The 19,753-nt window shown below is 72.0% G+C and carries 16 protein-coding genes and 1 pseudogene; 5 read left to right on the top strand and 12 right to left on the bottom strand.

Features of this window, described 5'->3' with window-relative positions:
- Positions 1–12: 12 nt before the first annotated feature.
- From R2B38_RS03130 to R2B38_RS03115, 4 genes are read right to left on the bottom strand one after another with little or no spacing between them, the layout of a single operon-like run.
- Positions 13–684, bottom strand: coding sequence for an RES family NAD+ phosphorylase (locus R2B38_RS03130; protein ID WP_318014838.1), 672 nt, complete (start codon positions 682–684; stop codon positions 13–15).
- On the bottom strand, positions 684–1,349 hold the full coding sequence (locus tag R2B38_RS03125; protein WP_318014837.1) for a hypothetical protein: 666 nt from the start codon (positions 1,347–1,349) through the stop codon (positions 684–686). Before R2B38_RS03125 ends, R2B38_RS03130 begins: the two co-directional genes overlap by 1 nt.
- Positions 1,346–4,387, bottom strand: a complete 3,042-nt coding sequence (locus R2B38_RS03120; protein ID WP_318014836.1) for a CHAT domain-containing protein — start codon at positions 4,385–4,387, stop codon at positions 1,346–1,348. Before R2B38_RS03120 ends, R2B38_RS03125 begins: the two co-directional genes overlap by 4 nt.
- A complete protein-coding gene (locus R2B38_RS03115; protein ID WP_318014835.1) occupies positions 4,330–5,091 on the bottom strand; it encodes a hypothetical protein in 762 nt (253 codons plus the stop codon). The genes R2B38_RS03120 and R2B38_RS03115 overlap by 58 nt, the downstream gene beginning before the upstream one ends.
- Before the next feature lie 324 nt (positions 5,092–5,415).
- Here R2B38_RS03115 and R2B38_RS03110 point away from each other — a divergent pair, with 324 nt between their 5' ends.
- From R2B38_RS03110 to R2B38_RS51255, 3 genes are all read left to right on the top strand, one after another.
- On the top strand, positions 5,416–5,721 hold the full coding sequence (locus R2B38_RS03110) for a hypothetical protein (protein WP_318014834.1): 306 nt from the start codon (positions 5,416–5,418) through the stop codon (positions 5,719–5,721).
- Entirely contained in the window at positions 5,721–6,377 is a 657-nt protein-coding gene (locus tag R2B38_RS03105; protein WP_318014833.1) for a hypothetical protein, read from the top strand. The genes R2B38_RS03110 and R2B38_RS03105 overlap by 1 nt, the downstream gene beginning before the upstream one ends.
- A gap of 75 nt (positions 6,378–6,452) precedes the next feature.
- The gene (locus R2B38_RS51255; protein WP_411978421.1) at positions 6,453–6,650 is read left to right on the top strand and encodes a hypothetical protein; all 198 of its coding nucleotides are present in this window, start codon (positions 6,453–6,455) and stop codon (positions 6,648–6,650) included.
- A 311-nt stretch (positions 6,651–6,961) separates the two neighbouring features.
- On the opposite strand, the gene R2B38_RS03095 is transcribed toward R2B38_RS51255, so the two are convergent.
- From R2B38_RS03095 to xylB, 7 genes are all read right to left on the bottom strand, one after another.
- Positions 6,962–8,485 carry an aldehyde dehydrogenase family protein gene (locus R2B38_RS03095; RefSeq protein ID WP_318014832.1) on the bottom strand — a complete coding sequence of 508 codons (1,524 nt, stop codon included), beginning with the start codon at positions 8,483–8,485 and terminating at the stop codon, positions 6,962–6,964.
- 271 nt (positions 8,486–8,756) lie between these two features.
- Positions 8,757–10,034: a GAF domain-containing protein gene (locus tag R2B38_RS03090; protein ID WP_318014831.1), complete on the bottom strand. Its 1,278-nt coding sequence runs from the start codon at positions 10,032–10,034 to the stop codon at positions 8,757–8,759.
- Between the two features lie 218 nt (positions 10,035–10,252).
- The gene (locus R2B38_RS03085; RefSeq protein WP_318014830.1) at positions 10,253–10,852 is read right to left on the bottom strand and encodes an N-acetylmuramoyl-L-alanine amidase; all 600 of its coding nucleotides are present in this window, start codon (positions 10,850–10,852) and stop codon (positions 10,253–10,255) included.
- A 66-nt stretch (positions 10,853–10,918) separates the two neighbouring features.
- Complete coding sequence (locus R2B38_RS03080) at positions 10,919–11,932, bottom strand: acetamidase/formamidase family protein (RefSeq protein ID WP_318014829.1); 1,014 nt, start codon at positions 11,930–11,932, stop codon at positions 10,919–10,921.
- On the bottom strand, positions 11,929–13,392 hold the full coding sequence (locus R2B38_RS03075) for an APC family permease (RefSeq protein ID WP_318014828.1): 1,464 nt from the start codon (positions 13,390–13,392) through the stop codon (positions 11,929–11,931). Before R2B38_RS03075 ends, R2B38_RS03080 begins: the two co-directional genes overlap by 4 nt.
- A gap of 235 nt (positions 13,393–13,627) precedes the next feature.
- Positions 13,628–14,884, bottom strand: coding sequence for an ROK family transcriptional regulator (locus tag R2B38_RS03070; protein ID WP_318014827.1), 1,257 nt, complete (start codon positions 14,882–14,884; stop codon positions 13,628–13,630).
- Between the two features lie 73 nt (positions 14,885–14,957).
- Complete coding sequence (gene xylB, locus R2B38_RS03065) at positions 14,958–16,403, bottom strand: xylulokinase (protein WP_318014826.1); 1,446 nt, start codon at positions 16,401–16,403, stop codon at positions 14,958–14,960.
- Positions 16,404–16,590: 187 nt separating this feature from the next.
- On the opposite strand from xylB, the gene xylA reads away from it, so the two are divergent.
- Positions 16,591–17,757, top strand: a complete 1,167-nt coding sequence (gene xylA / locus R2B38_RS03060; RefSeq protein WP_033278292.1) for a xylose isomerase — start codon at positions 16,591–16,593, stop codon at positions 17,755–17,757.
- A 349-nt stretch (positions 17,758–18,106) separates the two neighbouring features.
- Complete coding sequence (locus R2B38_RS03055; RefSeq protein WP_318014825.1) at positions 18,107–18,358, top strand: hypothetical protein; 252 nt, start codon at positions 18,107–18,109, stop codon at positions 18,356–18,358.
- 24 nt (positions 18,359–18,382) lie between these two features.
- Here R2B38_RS03055 and R2B38_RS03050 read toward each other — a convergent pair.
- A pseudogene (locus R2B38_RS03050) lies at positions 18,383–19,513 on the bottom strand (esterase-like activity of phytase family protein); the annotation flags it as partial.
- Positions 19,514–19,753 lie beyond the last annotated feature (240 nt).

Here is a 19,753-nt window from a genome sequence, read left to right as displayed (position 1 = left end):
CGGCCTCCCGACTCAACTCCCGTCCGCGGAAACCCGCTGGGAGATCGTGGCGCGCACCGGACCCAGCAACTGCCGGGCCTCGGCCGCCCCGTCCTCCGTCCGCAGGTTCACCGTACGGCCGTCCACCGGTTCCAGCGGCACGGCGCCGCAGCGGTCCCCGAACAACTGCAGCGACTCCCGGGGCCGATGGCGCTTGGACTGCCACAACAGGCCCTGCACGAACGGAGCATGCTCCCTGATCAGCCGTACCCAGTAGCGGGTCTTCGGATACTCCTCGCGCTCCGCGTCGACCAGCCAGGAGTCGGTCCACACCGAGGCCAGCCCCTCCGCCGACCGCAGGTCGACGAGGATGATGTCGGCGGTGGTGCGCAGCACGGAGAGGCTGTACCGGCTGGCCTGGGCCCAGGGGATGCGGCGCTGGGCGTCCGGCCCGTCGAACCGTACCGACCGCAGCAGCACCTCGCTGAGCGCGGTGACAGGGTCGAGGGCCGCGTAGAGATAGGCGAACGGGTCCTGTTCGGTGGCGCCGAAGCGGTCGCCGTCGAAATAGGCGTGCTGGCGACTGGAGTTGAACGACTCGGACGGACGCCCGGTGCGATGGCAGCGGTACAGCTCGGTGCCCGCGGGCAGCGTCCTGACCAGCGGTTCCATTCGAGCGTCGGAGGGCGGGGCGTGGCCGGCCATCAGTCGTCCTCCACCAGCGCGCGGGCGGCGGCCAGGATCAGCTCGTCCGGCACGTCGTCCAGAAGGTCGGCCGGAACACCGTCCAGCCACTCGTTGCCGCCAAGCCACCAGTCCGCGGCCCCCCAGGGATCCTGCCCGGCGAGCAGCAGCCGGTTCACCTCGCGCACCACCGGACGCAGTTCGTCCGTGCCGGGCAGGAACTGGAACTCCGGGTAGCGGTCGCCGAGTTCGGGATGGTGCAGCCGGATCAGGTCGTCGGCCGCGGCGCCCGCCACAGCCGTCAGCGCAGTCTCGGAGCCCCGGGCCGCAGCATCCAGCAACTGCCGTCGGGTGGTGTCCAGGACCTCCTCGGCCGTCGGCGGCGGACCGGACAGGAACCCGAGCAGATCGGAGAGCCGGTCCCGGTCGACGACGAGATCGCGTCCGGCGTCCTGGCCGGCATAGCGGACCGCGGAGTGCAGCGCCGCGCCGACAGGGTGCCGTGCGGGGAGCCGGCTCAGCATCCGGCCCACCTCCCGGGCCGCGCGCCGGGTGGGACCGCGGCCCACCGCGTCGTCGAGTTCGCTGACCCGGCGGAGCAGTTGCGTGCGTTCCTCCGCGTCCAGCGCGGCGAGTGTCTGCGCCCAGTGGCGGTGCAGCAGTGCGATCAACTGGTCGGGGGTCATGGGGCGGGTTCCCTCCGGGGCGGCTCGGGGGCGGGGTTTCCCTGGTGGATGAAGGCGGCCCAGTCCTGGACGGCGCCCAGCTCCTGTTCCGCGAGGAACGGCTCCAGCGCGGCCAGGCCCGGTATGGCCCGACGGCGATCGGCAGGGGTGAGGGCGTGGCGCTGGGTGGCGCGGAGCGCGTCGGGTGGGGCCAGACCGGCGGCGAGATGGTGGTGCAGCACGGTCATCAGGGCCGGGGTGATCAGGTCGGACACCGCCCAGCGGGAGCCGATGACGTCCGTGGCCAGTCGGTGCACCAGGGCTGTGGTGAGGGTGAGGGCCTCGTCGTGGTCGGCGTTGCTGAGGTCGGTCTCGCATGCGCTGAGCACGACCAGCGGTCCGCGACGGCTGCCCGCCGAGGGGGTGTCCAGCAGAGTGGTCACCGTGAGGTGGCCGTTCTCGGCCGGCTGGTCCTCGGGATACCACAAGTGCAGCGCGGAGCGGGTGGGGTCGGCGCCGGCCGTCCCGTGGCAGGCCAGATGGACCAGGCCGGCCCGGCCGCCCGTCCCGGGTGACCGCGCGCCCAGCACCTCCAGCACGGCGTCGGGCGTCGGTACGTCGGGCCCGCCGTCGGTACCGTCCTCCGCCAGGACACGGGCGCCCCCGTAGTAGGCGGTGCGCAGCGCCTTGATCTCGTCCTCGGCATAGAGCAGGAAACCGGGCGCCGAGACCAGGGCCTGGCCCTGGCCGATGGGCAGCCGGGACCGCCGGGTGCCATGGACGAGTTCGGCGCCTGAGGCGGCATAGGTCACCACGGCGAGTTCGCACAGTCGGGCGGTGGCCGGGAGCCGGCCGGGCCCCGCGTCCCGCGTCCCGGCGTCCGGCAGCGGCAGCAGGGCCGCCTGCCACGGTACGACCCCCAGATCGCCGCAGGGGACGATCACCAGCCGGACCGGGTCGGGGGCCGGTCCGGCGCCGGCCGGCCGCAGCCCGCTCTCGGTCAGCGCGCGCTCCCAGACGTCCAGCGCGTCCAGCACTGGTGCGACGACCGACTCGCCGACCCAGGCACAGAGCCGGTCCAGGGCCCGCTGCCACTTGTGCTCCGGCCTGCGCACCGGTGGGACCGCGCCGGGATCGTGCGCGTCCGGACCCCGGCCGCGCCGCAGTGCGGCCCCCGCCAGGAGAAAGTCGTCCAGTGGGCCGCGGCTCGCGGCGGACAGCCCGGGCAGCGGCACCGCCCGCACGGCGTGTCCCGGCCGTACGAGCAGGGCGGCACCCGGTGCGCCGCCGGTGCCCGGCACCAGGTGGACGAGGGCGTCGGCGCGGCAGCGGGCAAGTGTGGCGCCGATAATCTGCGCCGGGGGCGGTGCGGCGACCGGTGTGCTGCCCGGCGCCGAGCGCACCAGCTCCAGCGCCTCCCGGCGCAGCGCGCTGGGCAGCCGGGGCGCCCCGGTGGCGTCCGGGTGCAGGACGTCGTCGAGGGCGGCGGGTCCGGAGGCACCCGCGACGGCGGTGGCCTGCCGCCAGGCCCGCGCCGTGTCGTAGGCGCCCAGGGCCTCCAGCCGGTCGGCCACCGTGGTCCCGGCCGCGGCGGCGTGCAGCACCAGGGCGCGACCGGCCTCCAGGCAGGCGACGGCGGTCTCGGGCCGGTTGAGCCGGATCGCCCAGCCCGCCGCCTGGACGCCGAGGTCACCGGCCGCGCGGGCGGCGCGCAGCCCGTGCTCGGCGCCGAGCTGGAGCAGCACGTCGTCCGCCGAGGCGCGCAGGGCGCGCCGGGCATGGTCGAGCGCTCGGGACAGCCGGTCGTGCGCGGCGGCGTCGTGCGTCGGGTCGGCTCGGCCGACCCGCTCGGCCAGGGCGGTCGCCAGCTGCTGGTGCAGCGGCACCACCAGGTCGGCCGCGTCACCGCGCGCCTGGTCACCGCCCTGCTCGCCCAACTCCGCGACGGCGGCGTCCAGTTCGGCGATGGTCTCGTCGAGGAGTTCCGGGTCGGGCGCACGGGCGTGCAGGGTCCGCAGGGCGAGCGCGATGGCGAGCCGGTTGCGAGGCCGCTGCCCGGACACGGAGGCGGGCGCCTCCAGGGCGGCCCGCGCCGAGGCCAGAGAGCGCCGGACCCGCCCAGTGTCCGGTTCGAGGTGGGTGGCGAGGGCCAGCAGCGGCGCCTCCATCGTGGTGAGCAGCGGCCGTACGAAGGGGAGGCTGCCGGTGTGCGCCAGGGCCGCCGCGTGCTGGTCGACCGCGCTGCGCAGCGCGGTGAGGTCGGCCGTGAGCTGGACCCGGACGAGCTCCAGGACGCACAGCAGGATGCGGGGCAGACCGCGCCATTCACTGTCCTCGGCGGTCTCCCGCTCCGCCAGGCCCAGCAGTTCGTCCCGGATCTCGTCCAACCGGGAGGCGTCCTGGTCGCGTTGGGCGCGGTCGATGGCGAACTGGGCTCGCACGCACTGGTTCATGTAGAGCAGGCCGGAGGCGCCGGGCCGCTCGGGGACCGCGCTGGTGGCGAGGGTTCCGCCGGGTGCCAGAGCCGCCTCGATCAACTCCTGTGCCACCTGCCCGTCCTGGAGACTGTGACCGGTCAGATGGGAGCCGAGCAGCACGGCGGGCACGGTGGCCTGGAGCAGCCACTCGGTTTCCCGCTCGACCGGACCGGAGGAGTTACGGACCTCGGCCAGCAACGCCAACGCCCGGTCGAAGCAGCCCTGTTCGCCGGTACGCATCCCCAGGGCCAGATAGCTGAGCGCGGCGATGGCGCGCGCCGGGCCGTCCCCGGCGTCACCGTCGGCCAGGGAGCGCTCGGTGAGCGCGCGCAACTCGTCGAGGGTGACGAAGCCGGGGCTGATGATCTCGGTGAGGATGGTCGGCGCGTTCAGCGAGCGGGCCAGCTGTCCGATGTCCGCGGCGCCGGCGTCGTCCACCGCCCCGCGTCCTTCGACGGGCGGGACCGGCCGGGGAGCGTCCGCCGGAACCGGGCCCGCGGTACTCGACGGCAGGTCGTACGCCTTCATGATGTACGGCAAGGCCACGGCCAGTCCGGCCAGTCCCCCGGAACGCTCGGCCAACCCGGCAGGTCTGACGCACCCGGCCCGCCCGGGTCCCCTGGACGGTCCTCACGGGGCAGCAGCGAGGGAAGGGTGTCCAAGACCTCGGCCAGCGCGTCGGGGTCCCCGTCCTCGGCGGCCCGCAGCAGCGGAACCATGGTCGCGATCGCCTCGATGTGCGGCGGCACGGGCTGGCCGTCGCCCGCGAACTCCCGCCCCAGTTCCAGGATTTCGGGCAGCATGGCCAGACCGCCCGAACCCGGTACGGCCGCCGCAAGGCCGAACGGAAGATAGCGCGCCAGCCCCGGCGGCAGCTCCGCCGCGCCGCTCGCCTCGGGAGCGGCCTCCACCAGCGGCGCCAGGAGCAGCACTGCGAGGTCGCGGGCGCTGCCCCGCCGGTCCTCGGCCGCCAGCCCGGGGCGCTCCCGCGCCGAGCGGAGCAGTTCCAGGGCCCTGGCCCGGTCGGCGGGATCCCGCAGGTCCGCCCAGCGTGCCGCGAGCAGGGCACCCAACCGGGCCTCCGCCCCTGCGCTCGACGCGACGCGCGCGGCGGTGATGCCGTCGATCAGCGCCTCCCGCTCGGCCCGGCCGGGCCCGAGCGGCACCACCGCCCCCTCCGCGAACGTCACCCCAACCGAGGTCGCAGGCTCCGGATCTGTCGCCCGCGCGCCGTCGGCCCGTTCCGGCCGCTCCCCGTCCGTGGCCGTCCCCAGCCCGTCGTCCACTCTCGACTCCCAACTGCGCACCGTCGGTTCACGCCCGCCGGCCCGCACCGTCCCCCGAGCGGTACCGGCCGACGGGCGACCGCGTGGCCCCCCTGCCGCGCGACCAGGGCCCATGATGCTGCGCCTCACCCGTACGGGGGAGGTCTTTGCGCCGTACGACCAGAATGCGACCGGCTTTGGACCGAACCGGCACTGAGCTGCGCATTGCCGGTCACGCCCGAGGTGGGGAGGGCTTCGACGCCTCGTACCGGCCGCCGCGGCCTGACATCATCGGCTGCCTGGAGGTGCCCGACGCGTGCGTGCCTCGCCCGGAGGAGGTCCCTGATGCCCCGACTCCCGCATGCCTTCAAGGAGATAACCCGCACTTCGTACGCCGCGGACCACCTCACCGGGCTGCGGGTGGAGGGCGGGCGGCACGAGGTGGTGCTGAGCGGGATCTGCCCGCGCTGTCGGCACCCCTTCCAGTTCGTCCACCCGCTCAGCGGTTTCCGAGGACTCCGGCCGGCCCGCCCCGGGAACACCTACACCGTCCAGGTCGCGTGTCTCTGCGCGGTCGAGCACCCGGACTGCCCGGAGGACGACGAGGGTTGCGGCGCCTACTGGGTCCTGCTGCTGCGGCGGAACGCCTGATGAGCTGGGACGCCTCCGCCGGACCGGCCGCCGCGCCGGCCGACCGTGCCGCCGCCCGCCATCGGCGGGCACTGGTACAGCGGGAGCTGACCCGGGTACGGGAGGCCGCCGCGGCCTGGCGCACCGGACTGGCCGCGCTGCTCGTCGGCATGGTCGGCTTCGGTCTGGTCAAGGGACGCAGCGACATCCGCGAGCTGGCCGCTCCCTACAACGTCCTGATCGGCTGTTCGCTGCTGGCGGCCCTGACCTCCGGCGCGGTCGGCGCCTTCCTGCTGCTGCGCGCCGCGCACGGCAGACCGGCCGCCACCGCCGTACAGCAGACAGGGCCCGGGCGCCCCGCCTGGGGCGAGGAGGCCCTCGACCATATGGAGACGCTGCGCGCGGCCAGGTCGCTGACCATCGGGGTGGTGCTCACGGTGCTCTGCGCGGTGGCTCTCACCGCGGCGGTGGCCCTCACCTGGTACGGCCCCGACCGTTCCGTCCCCGCCCTGGAGGTGGTCGCCACCGACGGCACCTTCTGCGGCACCCCGCGCGGCATCACCGACGGCGGGCTACGGCTGCGGACACGGGCCGGCGAGGTCACCGTCCACCTCGACGACGTCCGAACACTCCGCGCGGTGGACTCCTGCGTGCATCCCGACGCCCCGAGCAGATGACAGGCACCGGCGCCGCAGTGTGGCCGCCGTGCGGTGGCCGGGGCAGGTGAAGTCGCCACCCGAACTGGACCACCGGTGTACGGCCGACGCGACGGCAAGCAGGTCTGGGACGTCGAGGGCCTGACCCCAGCCCCTGCTCCGGACGCCGCTCACGGGGACGTCCTGGACTTCTTGCGCAAGGTCACCGACGTACGGTGGACGTCCTTCCGCCCTGCGGGAACGATCGCGCCGGGCGACGCACCGGCGTCCACCGCGAGGGCCCGGACGACCTGATCGTCGGCGCCGACGGCCCTCAGCCACCTCCGCACCTGGGCATCCAAAGCGCTGTCTCAAGCCCTCGCCCGATCCCGAGCTGTGTGTCGCCCACCTGTTCGCCTGGTACGGACTGCCCGAGCCGGCGGTACAACGCGCGGAACTTCACGTGCTGTTCAAGACGAGGGACTCCGTTTGGTCCGCGCCTGGTCCGGGACGGATCCGTTTGGAGCTCGGGCAGCGGCGCTAGGGGTCGAGTCGATGACGGAGAGTGGCATCCGTGTCGGGTTGCCTGGAGCGCAACGGCGCCTCCAGGCAACCGACTTCAGGCTCTAGAAGAACCCAAGTTTCTTCGGACTGTATGAAACAAGAAGGTTCTTCGTCTGCTGGTAGTGGTCCAGCATCATCTTGTGGTTCTCGCGACCGATGCCGGACTGCTTGTAGCCGCCGAACGCCGCGTGCGCGGGGTACGCGTGGTAGCAGTTCGTCCACACCCGGCCCGCCTGGATCGCCCGGCCCGCGCGGTACGCCGTGTTGATGTCCCGGGTCCACACTCCGGCCCCGAGACCGTAGAGCGTGTCGTTGGCGAGCTTGATCGCGTCGTCGAAGTCGTCGAACGACGTCACCGAGACCACCGGACCGAAGATCTCCTCCTGGAAGATCCGCATCCGGTTGTCGCCCTCGAAGATCGTCGGCTGGACGTAGTAACCGCCCTTCAACTCGCCGTCGTAGTCGAGGCGTTCACCGCCCGTGAGGATCTTCGCGCCCTCCTGCCGGCCGATGTCCAGGTAGGAGAGGATCTTCTCCAACTGGTCGTTGGATGCCTGCGCGCCGATCATCGTGTCCGTGTCCAGCGGGTGGCCCGGCTTGATCAACTCGGTGCGGGCTACGGCGGCTTGGAGGAAGTCGGCGTAGTGGCCGCGCTGGACGAGCGCCCGGGACGGGCACGTGCACACCTCGCCCTGGTTGAGCGCGAACATCGTGAAGCCTTCGAGCGCCTTGTCGAGGAAGTCGTCGCGCGCGGACGACACGTCGTCGAAGAAGATGTTCGGCGACTTGCCGCCCAGTTCCAGCGTGACCGGTTTGATGTTCTCGGAGGCGTACTGCATGATCAGCCGCCCCGTCGTGGTCTCGCCGGTGAAGGCGACCTTCGCGACGCGCGGGCTGGATGCCAGCGGCTTGCCCGCCTCGACGCCGAAGCCGTTGACGATGTTCACCACGCCCGGCGGCAGCAGGTCCGCGATCAGGCTCATCCAGTAGTGGATGGACGCCGGGGTCTGCTCGGCCGGCTTGATGACGACCGCGTTGCCCGCCGCGAGCGCCGGCGCCAGCTTCCAAGTCGCCATGAGGATGGGGAAGTTCCACGGGATGATCTGCGCAACGACCCCGAGCGGCTCGTGGAAGTGGTACGCCACGGTGTCGTCGTCGACCTCGCCCAGTGAACCCTCCTGCGCCCGGATCGCCCCCGCGAAGTAGCGGAAGTGGTCGATGGCGAGCGGGATGTCGGCGGCGAGCGTCTCGCGGACCGGCTTGCCGTTCTCCCAGCTCTCCGCGACCGCGAGCGGCTCCAGGTTCGCCTCCATCCGGTCGGCGATCTTGAGCAGGATGTCGGAACGCTCGGTCACCGACGTCCGGCCCCAGCCCGGCGCCGCCGCGTGCGCCGCGTCCAGCGCCCGCTCCACGTCCTCCGCGGTGCCGCGCGCGATCTCCGTGAACGGCTGCCCGTTCACCGGTGACGGGTTCTCGAAGTACTGCCCGCGGGCCGGCGGCACGTACTCGCCGCCGATGAAGTGGTCGTAGCGCGCCTGGTAGGAGACGATCGCGCCCTCGGTGCCGGGTGCCGTGTAACGGGTCATCCTGGTCTGCCTCCCGGAACAGCGCTGCCCGCCGTTGGGCAGCTCTCGGCGCGAGGCTAGGGAGCGGGACGTTGCATGTACGTTGCGCGGGTGCTGGGGTGCTGGGTGCTGGAAGCCGGGGGTAAATCTAACCGCTTTCTACCCCAGTGACCGGTTAGAAATAACCCCAGCCGGTGGAGGGGACGGGGACGGCGAAGCAGGCGGCGGGACGGTAGTCAGCGGGCGGAAGGCGGGTTGGGCGGCAAGTGTCCCGCGTCGAGCGCGAGTTGCTTCAGCGACCCGCGTGCCGTGCCCACCCGGCCGGTGCCGCCAGCTCGGACTCCAGCGCGGCGAGTCGCGAACGCACCGGTGCCGTCGGCCGTATCGCCGCGAGCGCCCGCCACACGTCGAGGTCGTCCTCGCCCCACGGAGCGTGCGCCCAGTCCGCCAGCAGGTCGGGGTCGCGGCGGGCGATCAGCGCCGTACGAAGGCCGTCCGCGAGGCGGGTCCTGAGCCGCACCACCGCCGGTGCCTGCGAACCGGGCAACAGCGGACCCGTGTACGCCGTCGCCGCTCCCATGACCGCGCCTCCTTCCAGCCGCCGCTCGACGATCGCCACATCGGACTCGACCGGTGACGTGAGCCGGTACGGACGCGAGGCGAGCAGGCCCGGGCCCAACAGCCGCCGCAGCCGTGCGAGTTCGGCCCGCAACGTCACCGGCGGAACCGACTCGTCCTCGTACAGGGCGCACAGCAACTCGTCGCCGGACAGCCCCTCGGGATGCCGGGCCAGCAGCACCAGGATCTCGCTGTGCCGGCGGCTCAGCCTCATCTTGCGCCCGTGGAGGCACAGTTGGGCCTCGTCCCGGCCCAGCGCCGTCAGTTCGGGCCCGTCGGCATACGTCTGTTCCGGTGCGAGCAGCGCCAGTTGGGACTCGGCGGCCCGCGCCACCGCCTGCACGAAGCCCAGGCTGTGCGGATGTGCCAGCCCGTTGCCCCCGGTGATGTCCACGGCACCGAGCACCCGCCCTGTGCGCGGATCGTGCACCGGAGCAGCCGCGCACGTCCACGGCTGCACCCGTCGGATGAAGTGCTCGGCCGCGAACACCTGCACCGGCCGGTCCACGGCGACCGCCGTGCCCGGCGCGTTCGTCCCGACCGCGCTCTCCGCCCAGCGCGCACCCGGCACGAAGTTCATCCGGCCGGCCTTCCGCCGCGTCGCCGGATCCCCCTCGACCCACAACAGCCTGCCCTGCGTGTCGCACACGGCCAGCAGATGCTCGCCGTCCGCGGCGAACGTGCCCACCAACTCCCGGATCAGCGGCATCACCCGCGCCAGCGGATGCTCCGCGCGATACGCGCCCAGGTCGCCGTCCGTCAGCTCCACACTCGCCGTGCCCTCGGGACCGACACCGGCCCGCGCGGAACGCCGCCAGGAATCGGCCACCACCGACCGCACCGGCTGCGGCACCGTACCCGCGACGGCGAACGTCTCGTGCGCCCGGCGCAGCACCCGCACCCGCTCGGCAGGGTCGGCCCCCGGCTCCAGGGCCACCCATGGATCGGTCAACTCGGCCTCCCCTGAAGTCGATGCAACGGCGGTACAACGCTGGTGCAGTGGCGATATGGCGGCGACACGACAGCGATACGACAGCGACACGGCGCCGCAACGGATGCGGACATCGTTACTCCGCAGACGGATCGGGACAACCGTTTCGACCAGGTACGACCCGAACGAACCGCCACGCTCTCGGAAGCTGCCTGGAACCGCCCCTGATCCGCCCCGGCTCAGGCGAAGTTGACCAGCCTTATGTAGCGCGTCCAGTCCCAGTTCGGCCCCGGATCGGTGTGGTCCGTACCCGGCACCTCGTAGTGCCCGATGATGTGCGCCCGGTCCTTCGGGAGCCCGTACTTCGTGCAGATCGCCGCCGTCAGCTTGGCCGACTGCTCGTACAACGCGTCGGTGAACCACTGGGGTTGATCCACCCAGCCCTCGTGCTCGATACCGACACTGCGCGTGTTGTAGTCCCAGTTCCCCGCGTGCCAGGCGATGTCGGCCTCCCGCACGCACTGCGCCACATGCCCGTCGGCCGACCGCACGAGGTAGTGCGCGGACACCTTCTTCTGCGGATTCTGGAAGATGGACAGGGTGCTGGGATACGTCTCCTGCGTGACGTGGATGATCACGTAGTCGACGGGATAGGCGCTGGGGCGGTCGGACGCCGTGTAGTTGGAGGTGCTCGCCGGCTGCCACTCGGCCGGCGGATAGTCGACGGCCTGGGTCTGCGCACCGGCCTCCGCGTCGGGAAGTAACGCGTACGGCACGACGGCCAGCGCGGCACCCTTGAGGATGCGCCGCCTGCTCGGAAGCGGTCTTGAACGGTCCACTGCGGGTGCCTTTCAGAGGTCTTCGGGTACGTCGGGTTCTTCTGGGTGTCCGGAGGGAGCGGGGGCTCAGTGCTGGAGTGCCGCCGCGGTCTCACGCAGCCGCGCGTGCAGTCCGCGGTGCGTCTCGCGCGCGGGCAGCCATTCCTTCCGGATCTTCGCCACACAGGTGTAGTTGGTGTCGCACACGTTGGCCAACGGCGATTCGACCGCCTGGGTGGCGAACTGGTAGGCGTCCAGTTCGCTGAACCCGTAGTCGCGCACCAGCCAACGCACCAGGTCGAGCTGGGAGATCCGGAACGCGTCCTCCAACGGGCGTGCCGAACCCGTCGAGATGATGTGCGTGTCCGACTCGATGCGCGGCCAGGGCGTGGCGACCCCCTTGAGCAGCTCCACGATCACCACGGTGTTCATCGCGCACTCGACCGCGACACCGCAGGTCTCGCCCTCGCCCTGCCGGGCGTGCCCGTCGCCGAGGCTGAGCAGCGCGCCCTCCACGTTCACGCCGAGGTAGCAGGTGACCCCGGCCCGCATCTCGGGCGTGTCCATGTTCCCGCCATGCGCGTCCGGCACCAGCGCCGAACGCACCTCCAGATTGGCGGGGGCCACACCCACCGTGCCGTGCATCGGGTCGAGGGGCAGTTCGATCTCGATGTCGCTGTCCCGCGCGCGGAACAACGCCGTACGGCGGGTCCGGTCCAACTGCCAGATCCAGACGCTCTCCGGAAGCGGCGGCTGCAGCGTCGCCGTGGTGTGTGTGGAGGTGAGTGCGCCGAAGAGCGGAACCGTGGTCGAGGCGGCCCAGTCCCGGGCGGGTTCGATCGACACGAAGTGCACGGCGACCGTGTCGCCCGGCTCCGCGCCCTCCACATGGAAGGGACCGGTCTGAGGGTTCAGGAACGGGAACTCGCACACCTCGGACACCAGGTCCTTCTCGGACCGCACCCGTCCGGCGAAACAGTCCTCCGTATACAGGTCGAGGACCGTGCCGGGCGCGATGCGCGCCACGGGCGGGGCGCCGCCGAACGTCCAGGCGTACTCGCCCGGTTCGGGCCGCACCGTCAGGATCCGGGGGTCGTTCATGGCTGTACTGCTCCGTTCTGCGGATGACCGGTGGAAGAGGGTTCGTCGAGATGGACGCGGGCGGTTTCGGCTATTCGCTCGGGGTGTCGTCGTAGCAGAACGAGCAGGACCACGACCCCGGCCGCCATCCAGATGCCGACGACCGGTCCGGCGTAGGACACGGGCGCGGTCAGTTCGGTCACGAAGTCGAAGGCCGGGATGCCCGCCGCGGTGAGCAGGGCGGGGATGAACGCGACGATCCCGAGGAGGGGGACCAGCAGGTGCCGTAGCGGTTTGAGCAACTCGCGCCTGCGGCGCAGGAAGTAGCCCGCGCAGGCCAGGTTCACGACGATGTAGACGCCGATGACGACCGTGACGATCACCGTGGCCAGGAGGAGGAACGCGGTCACCGGGTCGTAGCCGAGGCCGAGGCCCAGTACGGCTCCCACCGCGACGACGGTCTGCACGGCGATGCCGGCGACGGGGGAGCGGTGGCGTGGGTGCAGGGTGGCCAGGACGCGGGGGAGTACCCGGATGCGGGCCAGGGCGAAGGCGGTGCGGGTGGAGACGGTGGCGCACGCGTTGGCGTTGGCGATCGTCGAGTTGACCACGGCCAGGAACACCAGCACCCAGAACAGTCCGAACGACGCGCGGGCCACGCCCTCCCAGGAGGCCGCACCGTCGGCGCCGAATCCGCTGAAGCGGTCCGGCCCGAAGTACACGGTCATGGCGTAGGTCGTCAGCACGTAGAACAGGCCGATCCCGAGGGCCGCGCCGAGCACCGCGCGGTGCATCGTCCGGCGCGGGTCCCGTGTCTCCTCGGCGAGCGGTGCCGCGGCCTCGAACCCGGCGAACGCGAGCACCGTGTAGACCGAGCCCGCGAAGACTTCGCCGAGCCCCGGGTAGTCCTTGCCGGTGTGCGAAGTGCCGAACACCGAGAGGGTGTTGGCGCTACCGGCCTTGCCGATCAGCCAGACGGCGAACACCAGGAAGACGAGGATCTCGAAGACCCCGAGAACCGTCCCGAAGCGGGCCGAGGCACGCACTCCGAACCAGCCCGCCGCGGCGATGATCGCGGCGCCCGCGAGCGCCCACGGCCACCACAGGTTCTCCGGATACGAGGGCCATTCCTGGTGCAGGGTGCCCGCCGTGGTGAAGCCGAGTTGGAGGAGCAGGAGGGGTGGGACCAGTGCTTCCACGAAGACGTAGCCCCAGCCGACCAGGAAGCCGACTGCCGGATGCAGTCCCTGCGCCGCGTAGGTGGCCACTGAGCCGGCGGCGGGCAGTTCGCGGGCCAGCTCGGCCACGCAGGACGCGGTGAACAGACAGGCCACCAGCGCGATCAGCACCGACAGCGGGAGGCTTCCGCCCGCGAAGGCCGCGCCCGCCGGGATCGACGCGGCGACCGCTGCGGCCGGCGCCATCGCCGTGACGCTCTGGAAGAGGACCTCGCGCAGCCCGACGGCATCACGCCGCAGCATCCCCGCCCCCGCAGCCGTCTCCGGCCCTCGAACTGTCTCCCCCGACACGTGAATCCCCCCTCGTCCACCAGCGTCCACACCCGCACTCGCACAGTCGTCACGACACGACGGCTGCGCCTCGCGTGAATCACGGTACGGCGGTTGCGGGTTGGGCAGTAGGGCGTGGCCGGCTTCCGTGGACGACGGCGGAGCTGTGGATAACCCGATCACTCGGACGGGTGAACTCGGCTGTGTTTCAGGCCTGTTCGGCCGCGATGTCCCCAGCTCGTCCGGCCACGATTGCCCCCGCCCGTTCGGCCACCGTCGCCGGATCGTCGAGGACGGCCCGCACCACCGAGTGCGCGGCCCCCAGCAGCGGACCCTCGGGCCCCAGCCGCGACACCGACACCGGACAAGCGGGCCCAGCCGTGCGCCGCGCCAACTCGGCCTCCAGCGACGGCAGTAGCCAGGGCGCGAGACCGGACAGCGCGCCGCCCAGCACCACCAGCTGCGGATCGAGGAGGTTGACCGCGCCGGTCAGCGCGATGCCGAGCGCCGTACCGGCGTCGTGCAGGGCACGTCGTACCGCCTCGTCGCCGTCGGCGGCGCGGGTCGCGAGCAGCCCGACCCGGTCCGCGCCGGGCTCCAGACCCGCGGCGCGGAGCACCGCCTCCTCGCCCGCGTACTGTTCGAGGCAGCCGCGCCCGCCGCACGCGCACTCCGGCCCGTCGGGACGTACGGGGACGTGGCCCAACTCGCCCGCGAATCCCCGGGTTCCGCGCAGCAGCCCGCCGTCCACCACGACCGCGGCGCCGATGCCGATCTCGGCCGACACATGCAGGAAGTCGCGCGGAGTGGTCTCGCCCAGCCAGAGTTCGGCGAGCCCGCCGAAGTTGGCCTCGTTGTCCACCGTGGGCGGGAGTTCGGCGGGCAGCAGGGCGCCGAGGTCCGTGTCGTGCCAGTCGAGGTTCGGGGCGCGGACGACCGTACGGCCGTCGCGCGCCACCAGACCGGGCACGGCGACCGCGAGCCCGGCCGGCCACAGACCCTCGGCGTCCGCCTCGGCGACGATCTGCCGTACCAGCACGGTGAGTTCGGCGAGCACAGGCTCGGGGGAGCGGCCGCGGTTCACACCGTGTCGCACGGCACGCGCGCGTATCTCGCCGCGGAGATCGACCGCGCAGACCGCGAGATGGTCGACGCCGATCTCCGCGCCGATCCCGGCCGGACCGTGCCCGCTGACGGCGAGCGCCGATCCGGGGCGGCCCACCCGGCCGGGCCGCTCGGGGCCCAGCTCTTCGAGGAGCCCCGACCGGATCAGCTCGTCCACCAGTGTCGACACCGCCGCACGGGTCAGCCCGATGCGTGAGGCCACGGCCGCGCGCGAGAGCGGACCCTCGGCGCTCACCGTGTGCATCACGCGCGCGAGATTGCGCCGACGCATGCCCTGCTGGGTGTCGGGCAGGGCGCGCCCGGACCCGGCGGGGTGTGCCTCGTGCAGCGGTGCGGTCATGCCTCCGTCAGTCCTCGGTCGGTGTGCGTCGACGGGCGGTGTCCGTCTCCCGTTCGTCGTCGATCGATGTGTGTCAGCCGGCGTCCGTCCCCCGTTCGAGCAGCGGAGCCGCGTCGGAGAGTACCCCGGAGATCCTGGCCAGCGTCGCCTCCTCGCGCTCCACGGCGTCCAGCACCGGCCCGGCCGCCGTGTTCCAGCGCCGGGCCACCGCGGCCGGATCCTCACCGGTCAGCAGCCCGGCGGCCTGCGCGGCGGCACCGAGCGCGACCAGTTCCTTCGCCTCGGGAACCTGGACCGGACGCCCGGACAGCCGCCGTACGGTCTCCTGCCAGGCCGTACCCCGGGCGCCCCCGCCGATCAGCAGCAGCGGCGTGGTGCGGTCCGCGTCCTCGTCGAGGACCAGGTCGAGCGCGCCGAGCAGGGCGTGCACGGCACCGTCGTAGGCGGCCTGGAGGAGCTGCCCGCCGGTGGTGTCGTGGCGCAGGCCCGTCAGCAGGCCCGATGCATTGGGGAGGTTCGGGGTGCGCTCGCCGTCCAGGTACGGGAGCAGCGTGACCGAAGTGCCGGGTTCCACCGCTTCCCGGTCCAGGCCCAGCAGGGCGGCGACCCGGTCGACGGCGAGCGTGCAGTTCAGGGTGCAGGCCAGGGGCAGCCAGTCGCCGTGCGCGTCGGCGAAACCCGCGACCGTGCCGGACGGGTCGGCGGGGCGGTGCTTCGACACCGCGTACACGGTGCCCGACGTGCCGAGGCTGAGCACGGGGTGGCCGGGACGCAGCCCGAGACCCAGCGCGGCGGCCGCGTTGTCGCCGGTGCCGGGGGCGACCAGGGTGCCCTTGGAGAACGGCAGGTCGTGGCAGTCGCGCACGGTCCCGGCCACCTCGCCCGGCCGCACCACCCGGGGCAGCAGCGCCGGGTCGAGCCCGACATGCCGCAGGATCTCCTCGTCGTACGACTCGGTCCCCGAGGCCCACCAGCCGGTGCCGGAGGCGTCGCCCCGGTCGGTGGTGCCCTGTCCGGTGAGCCGCTCGGTGAGGTAGTCGTGGGGGAGGCGCACGGCCGCCGTGGCGCGCACCGCCTCCGGCTCGTGCTCGGCGAGCCAGGCCCACTTCGTGACCGTGAAGGAGGCTCCGGGCACGCTGCCGGTGCGCTCCGCCCAGGCCTTCGGGCCGCCCAGTTCCTCGATCAGTCGGCGGGCCTGCGGCGCGGAGCGCACGTCGTTCCACAGCATCGCCGGGCGTACCGGCTCGCCCTGGGCGTCCAGGGTGACCAGGCCGTGCTGTTGGCCGCCGATCGACACCGCGGCCGCCTCGTGAGCGGCGTCCCCGCACTGGCGCAGGGCCTCGCACAGGGCGTCCCACCACTGGCGGGGATCGCTCTCGCGGCCTGCCCCCGAGGAGACGGTGTGCGGCGCCTGGCCACTCGCGACGATCCGTCCGGTGGACACATCGACGACCAGCGCCTTGGTGGACTGGGTGGACGTGTCCACGCCGACGACGAGCGGACCCTCGGCTGCTGACATCGGGCTCTCCCTGTTTTTTCCGCGGCTCTGCGGGCTCTGACCTGGTGTTCTCAAGGCTGTCCGGGGTGCGGTGACCCGTACCCCACTCCTTCAGGGACACGTTGTCCCTTCCCAGAGCTGCGTGTGCATACTAATTTGTAAACCGCCATGACGAAATAGTCGCAGCGAAGCAACAAGGAGCCGCGTCATGAACTACCAGCCCACCCCCGAGGACAGGTTCACCTTCGGCCTGTGGACCGTCGGCTGGCAGGGAAGGGACCCGTTCGGCGACGCCACCCGCCGTGCCCTCGACCCCGTCGAGACGGTGCAGCGCCTGTCCGAGCTCGGCGCCCACGGTGTGACCTTCCACGACGACGACCTGATCCCCTTCGGGTCCTCGGACACCGAGCGCGAGTCGCACATCAAGCGCTTCCGCGAGGCCCTCGACGCGACCGGCATGAAGGTGCCGATGGCGACCACCAACCTCTTCACGCACCCGGTCTTCAAGGACGGCGCGTTCACCGCCAACGACCGCGACGTGCGTCGTTACGCCCTGCGCAAGACGATCCGCAACATCGACCTCGCGGTCGAGCTCGGCGCCGAGACCTACGTCGCCTGGGGCGGCCGCGAGGGCGCCGAGTCCGGCGCCGCCAAGGACGTGCGCGTCGCCCTCGACCGCATGAAGGAGGCCTTCGACCTCCTCGGTGAGTACGTCACCGACCAGGGCTACAGCATCAAGTTCGCGATCGAGCCCAAGCCGAACGAGCCCCGCGGCGACATCCTGCTCCCCACCGTCGGCCACGCCCTGGCGTTCATCGAGCGCCTGGAGCGCCCGGAGCTGTACGGCGTCAACCCCGAGGTCGGCCACGAGCAGATGGCCGGGCTCAACTTCCCGCACGGCATCGCCCAGGCCCTGTGGGCGGGCAAGCTCTTCCACATCGACCTCAACGGTCAGTCCGGCATCAAGTACGACCAGGACCTGCGCTTCGGCAACGGCGACCTGCGTGCCGCCTTCTGGCTGGTCGACCTCCTGGAGAGTGCCGGTTACGCCGGCCCGAAGCACTTCGACTTCAAGCCGCCGCGCACCGAGGACCTCGACGGCGTGTGGGCGTCCGCGGCGGGCTGCATGCGCAACTACCTGATCCTGAAGGAGCGTTCGGCCGCTTTCCGCGCCGACCCGGTGGTCCAGGAGGCGCTGCGCGCCTCGCGTCTGGACGAGCTGGCGCAGCAGACCGCGGCGGACGGCCTCAAGTCACTGCTCGCGGACCGCTCGGCCTTCGAGGACTTCGACATCGAGGCGGCGGCCCAGCGCGGGATGGCCTTCGAGCAGCTCGACCAGCTCGCCATGGACCACCTCCTGGGAGCACGCGGCTGACCGCACGCACGCGTGCGTCACATCACTCGCGAGTCCGTTGGTGTGCGTGAGTGCCCGTTCATGACTGGCCCCCGCGCGGAATGCTCCGGAATCATGCGATCCACGGCATGAGCCCGTATCAACCACCGCGCGGGGGTCGCGTCATGACCTCTACGAAGCGACCCTGGACGGTATGGCCAAGCCGCCCGTACCGCCTCGACCGCCCGGGCCTCCAGGCGCCGTCCCGCCTCCGGGAGGCGGCTACGGACCGCCACCTCCCGGAGACTTCGGACAGCCGCCGGGAGGGGACTACGGGGACTACGGACCGCCTCCCCGTAGGCGCCCCCGACCGCTGTTCATCCTGCTCGCCGTGATCGTCGCCGCCGGAGCCGTCACCGTCATCGTGCTGATGGCTTCCGGGGGACATGACTCACCGGACAAGAAGGCGCCCGCCGAGAGCAGTTCGGGCGCGAGCCGGAGCCCGTCCCTCACCCTCCCGACGAAACTTCCCACCAGCCTGCCGACCAAGCTCCCGACCGCGCTTCCGTCGAACCTCCCCTCGGAGCTGCCGAGCGAGGTTCCCAGCGACATCGAGTCACTGCTCCCGTCCCTGTTCGGCTAGCCGCTTCCGGAAGTCGACGGACACTCAGATGCCGTGCGGCAGCTTCAGGTACACCAGAGTCGTCTTGATGCCGCTGTCGATCAGCCGCCCCTGCGCGTCGAACGCACCCGCTCCGTCCGTCATCCCGAAGTCGTTGTCATTGATCAGGGCGAGCGTGTCGTGATCCACGCGCGCGATGCCCTCGATCTTCTGCGGCACCCCGGAGACGGTCCCCAGGTCGACGACCAGCTTCTTGGCCAGCACCGGGACACCTGCGGCGGCCGGGGCGTCGAGCTGCTCCAGTGACGGGGACGTCGTGTCGTCGTCGTAGCGACCGCCGAGGATGTTCGACTTGCGCCCCAGCTCGACCAGTTGGAGCCGGGCCGCCTTGTCGGTGCGCTCCTCGACGAGCAGTCGGTCGTCGCCCACGGCGACCACCGAGGAGATCTTGAGCTCGGAGGTGTCGTCCTCGCTGGGGTCGACCACGTTCACCGGGTCGAAGCAGTACGCGTACTCCGCCGTGACCGCCCTCTTCTTTGTGGAGAAGCGCACCAGGCGGGTGTTGAGCGACGCGTCCCCGGCGTCCCCGTCCGGCAGCGACAGCGGGCTCTGCAGGGCCATCACCAGGTCACCGCTGGGCAGTTGGGCGAGCCCCTCGAAGCCGCGGTTGATCTTCCGGTGCAGCAGGACGGCCGGCAGCGCCTCCACCACCGGGTAGTCGGTACCCGTCAGATGCAGTCCCTTGGGCACGTACCGCGTGAGCACCTTGCCGCGCGCGGAGACATGCACCAGGGAGGGCCCGTATTCGTCGACGAGCCAGAAGGATCCGTCCCCGGCCCGCACGATGCCTTCTGTGTCCAGCCCGTTCGGGTTGTACGACAGTGCCGTCTGCGCGTCGTAGGAGTACGGCGCCTCGTCGCGTCCCTGCTGGTTCGACAGCCCGGTGACGGCCTTCCCGGAGGACGTGGTGATCGGGATGGCGTCCAAGACCTTCACAGTGTCCCCGGAGACACGGATCTTCACGATCGCCGGGTCGAAACCGGGCACGGGGAACGTACGGCGCTTGGTCCCGCTGACCTTGATCTGGCCGTTGGGCCCGCGGTCGGTGATCGTCCAGTACTCGCCCTTGCGGCCCGCCGGGTAGATGTCGCTGCCGATACCGCCGAGAGGGCGACCACCACGGCGAGCGGAACGCCCGCCGCGACGGGACGACGGACGTGGCGTCGGACGAGGTCGTGCGGGGACATCGGGCCTCCTGAGGACAAGTTGGCTGACAGCGGCCAGAGTTGGTGCTCATGGGGAACGGTGCTTGGCGGTGAGGTGAATCCGGAGTGTCGGCCGATTGTCGGGCGGGCGTGGCATTCGTGACGGGCGGCAGGGAACCCGATCGCCATCCGTTTTTGCGGCAGTGGCCTG

This window comes from Streptomyces sp. N50, from assembly GCF_033335955.1.
Classification (GTDB): Bacteria; Actinomycetota; Actinomycetes; order Streptomycetales; family Streptomycetaceae; genus Streptomyces.
The sequence above is the reverse complement of the archived record's forward strand: the minus strand, read 5'-3'. Positions and strand labels throughout refer to the sequence as shown.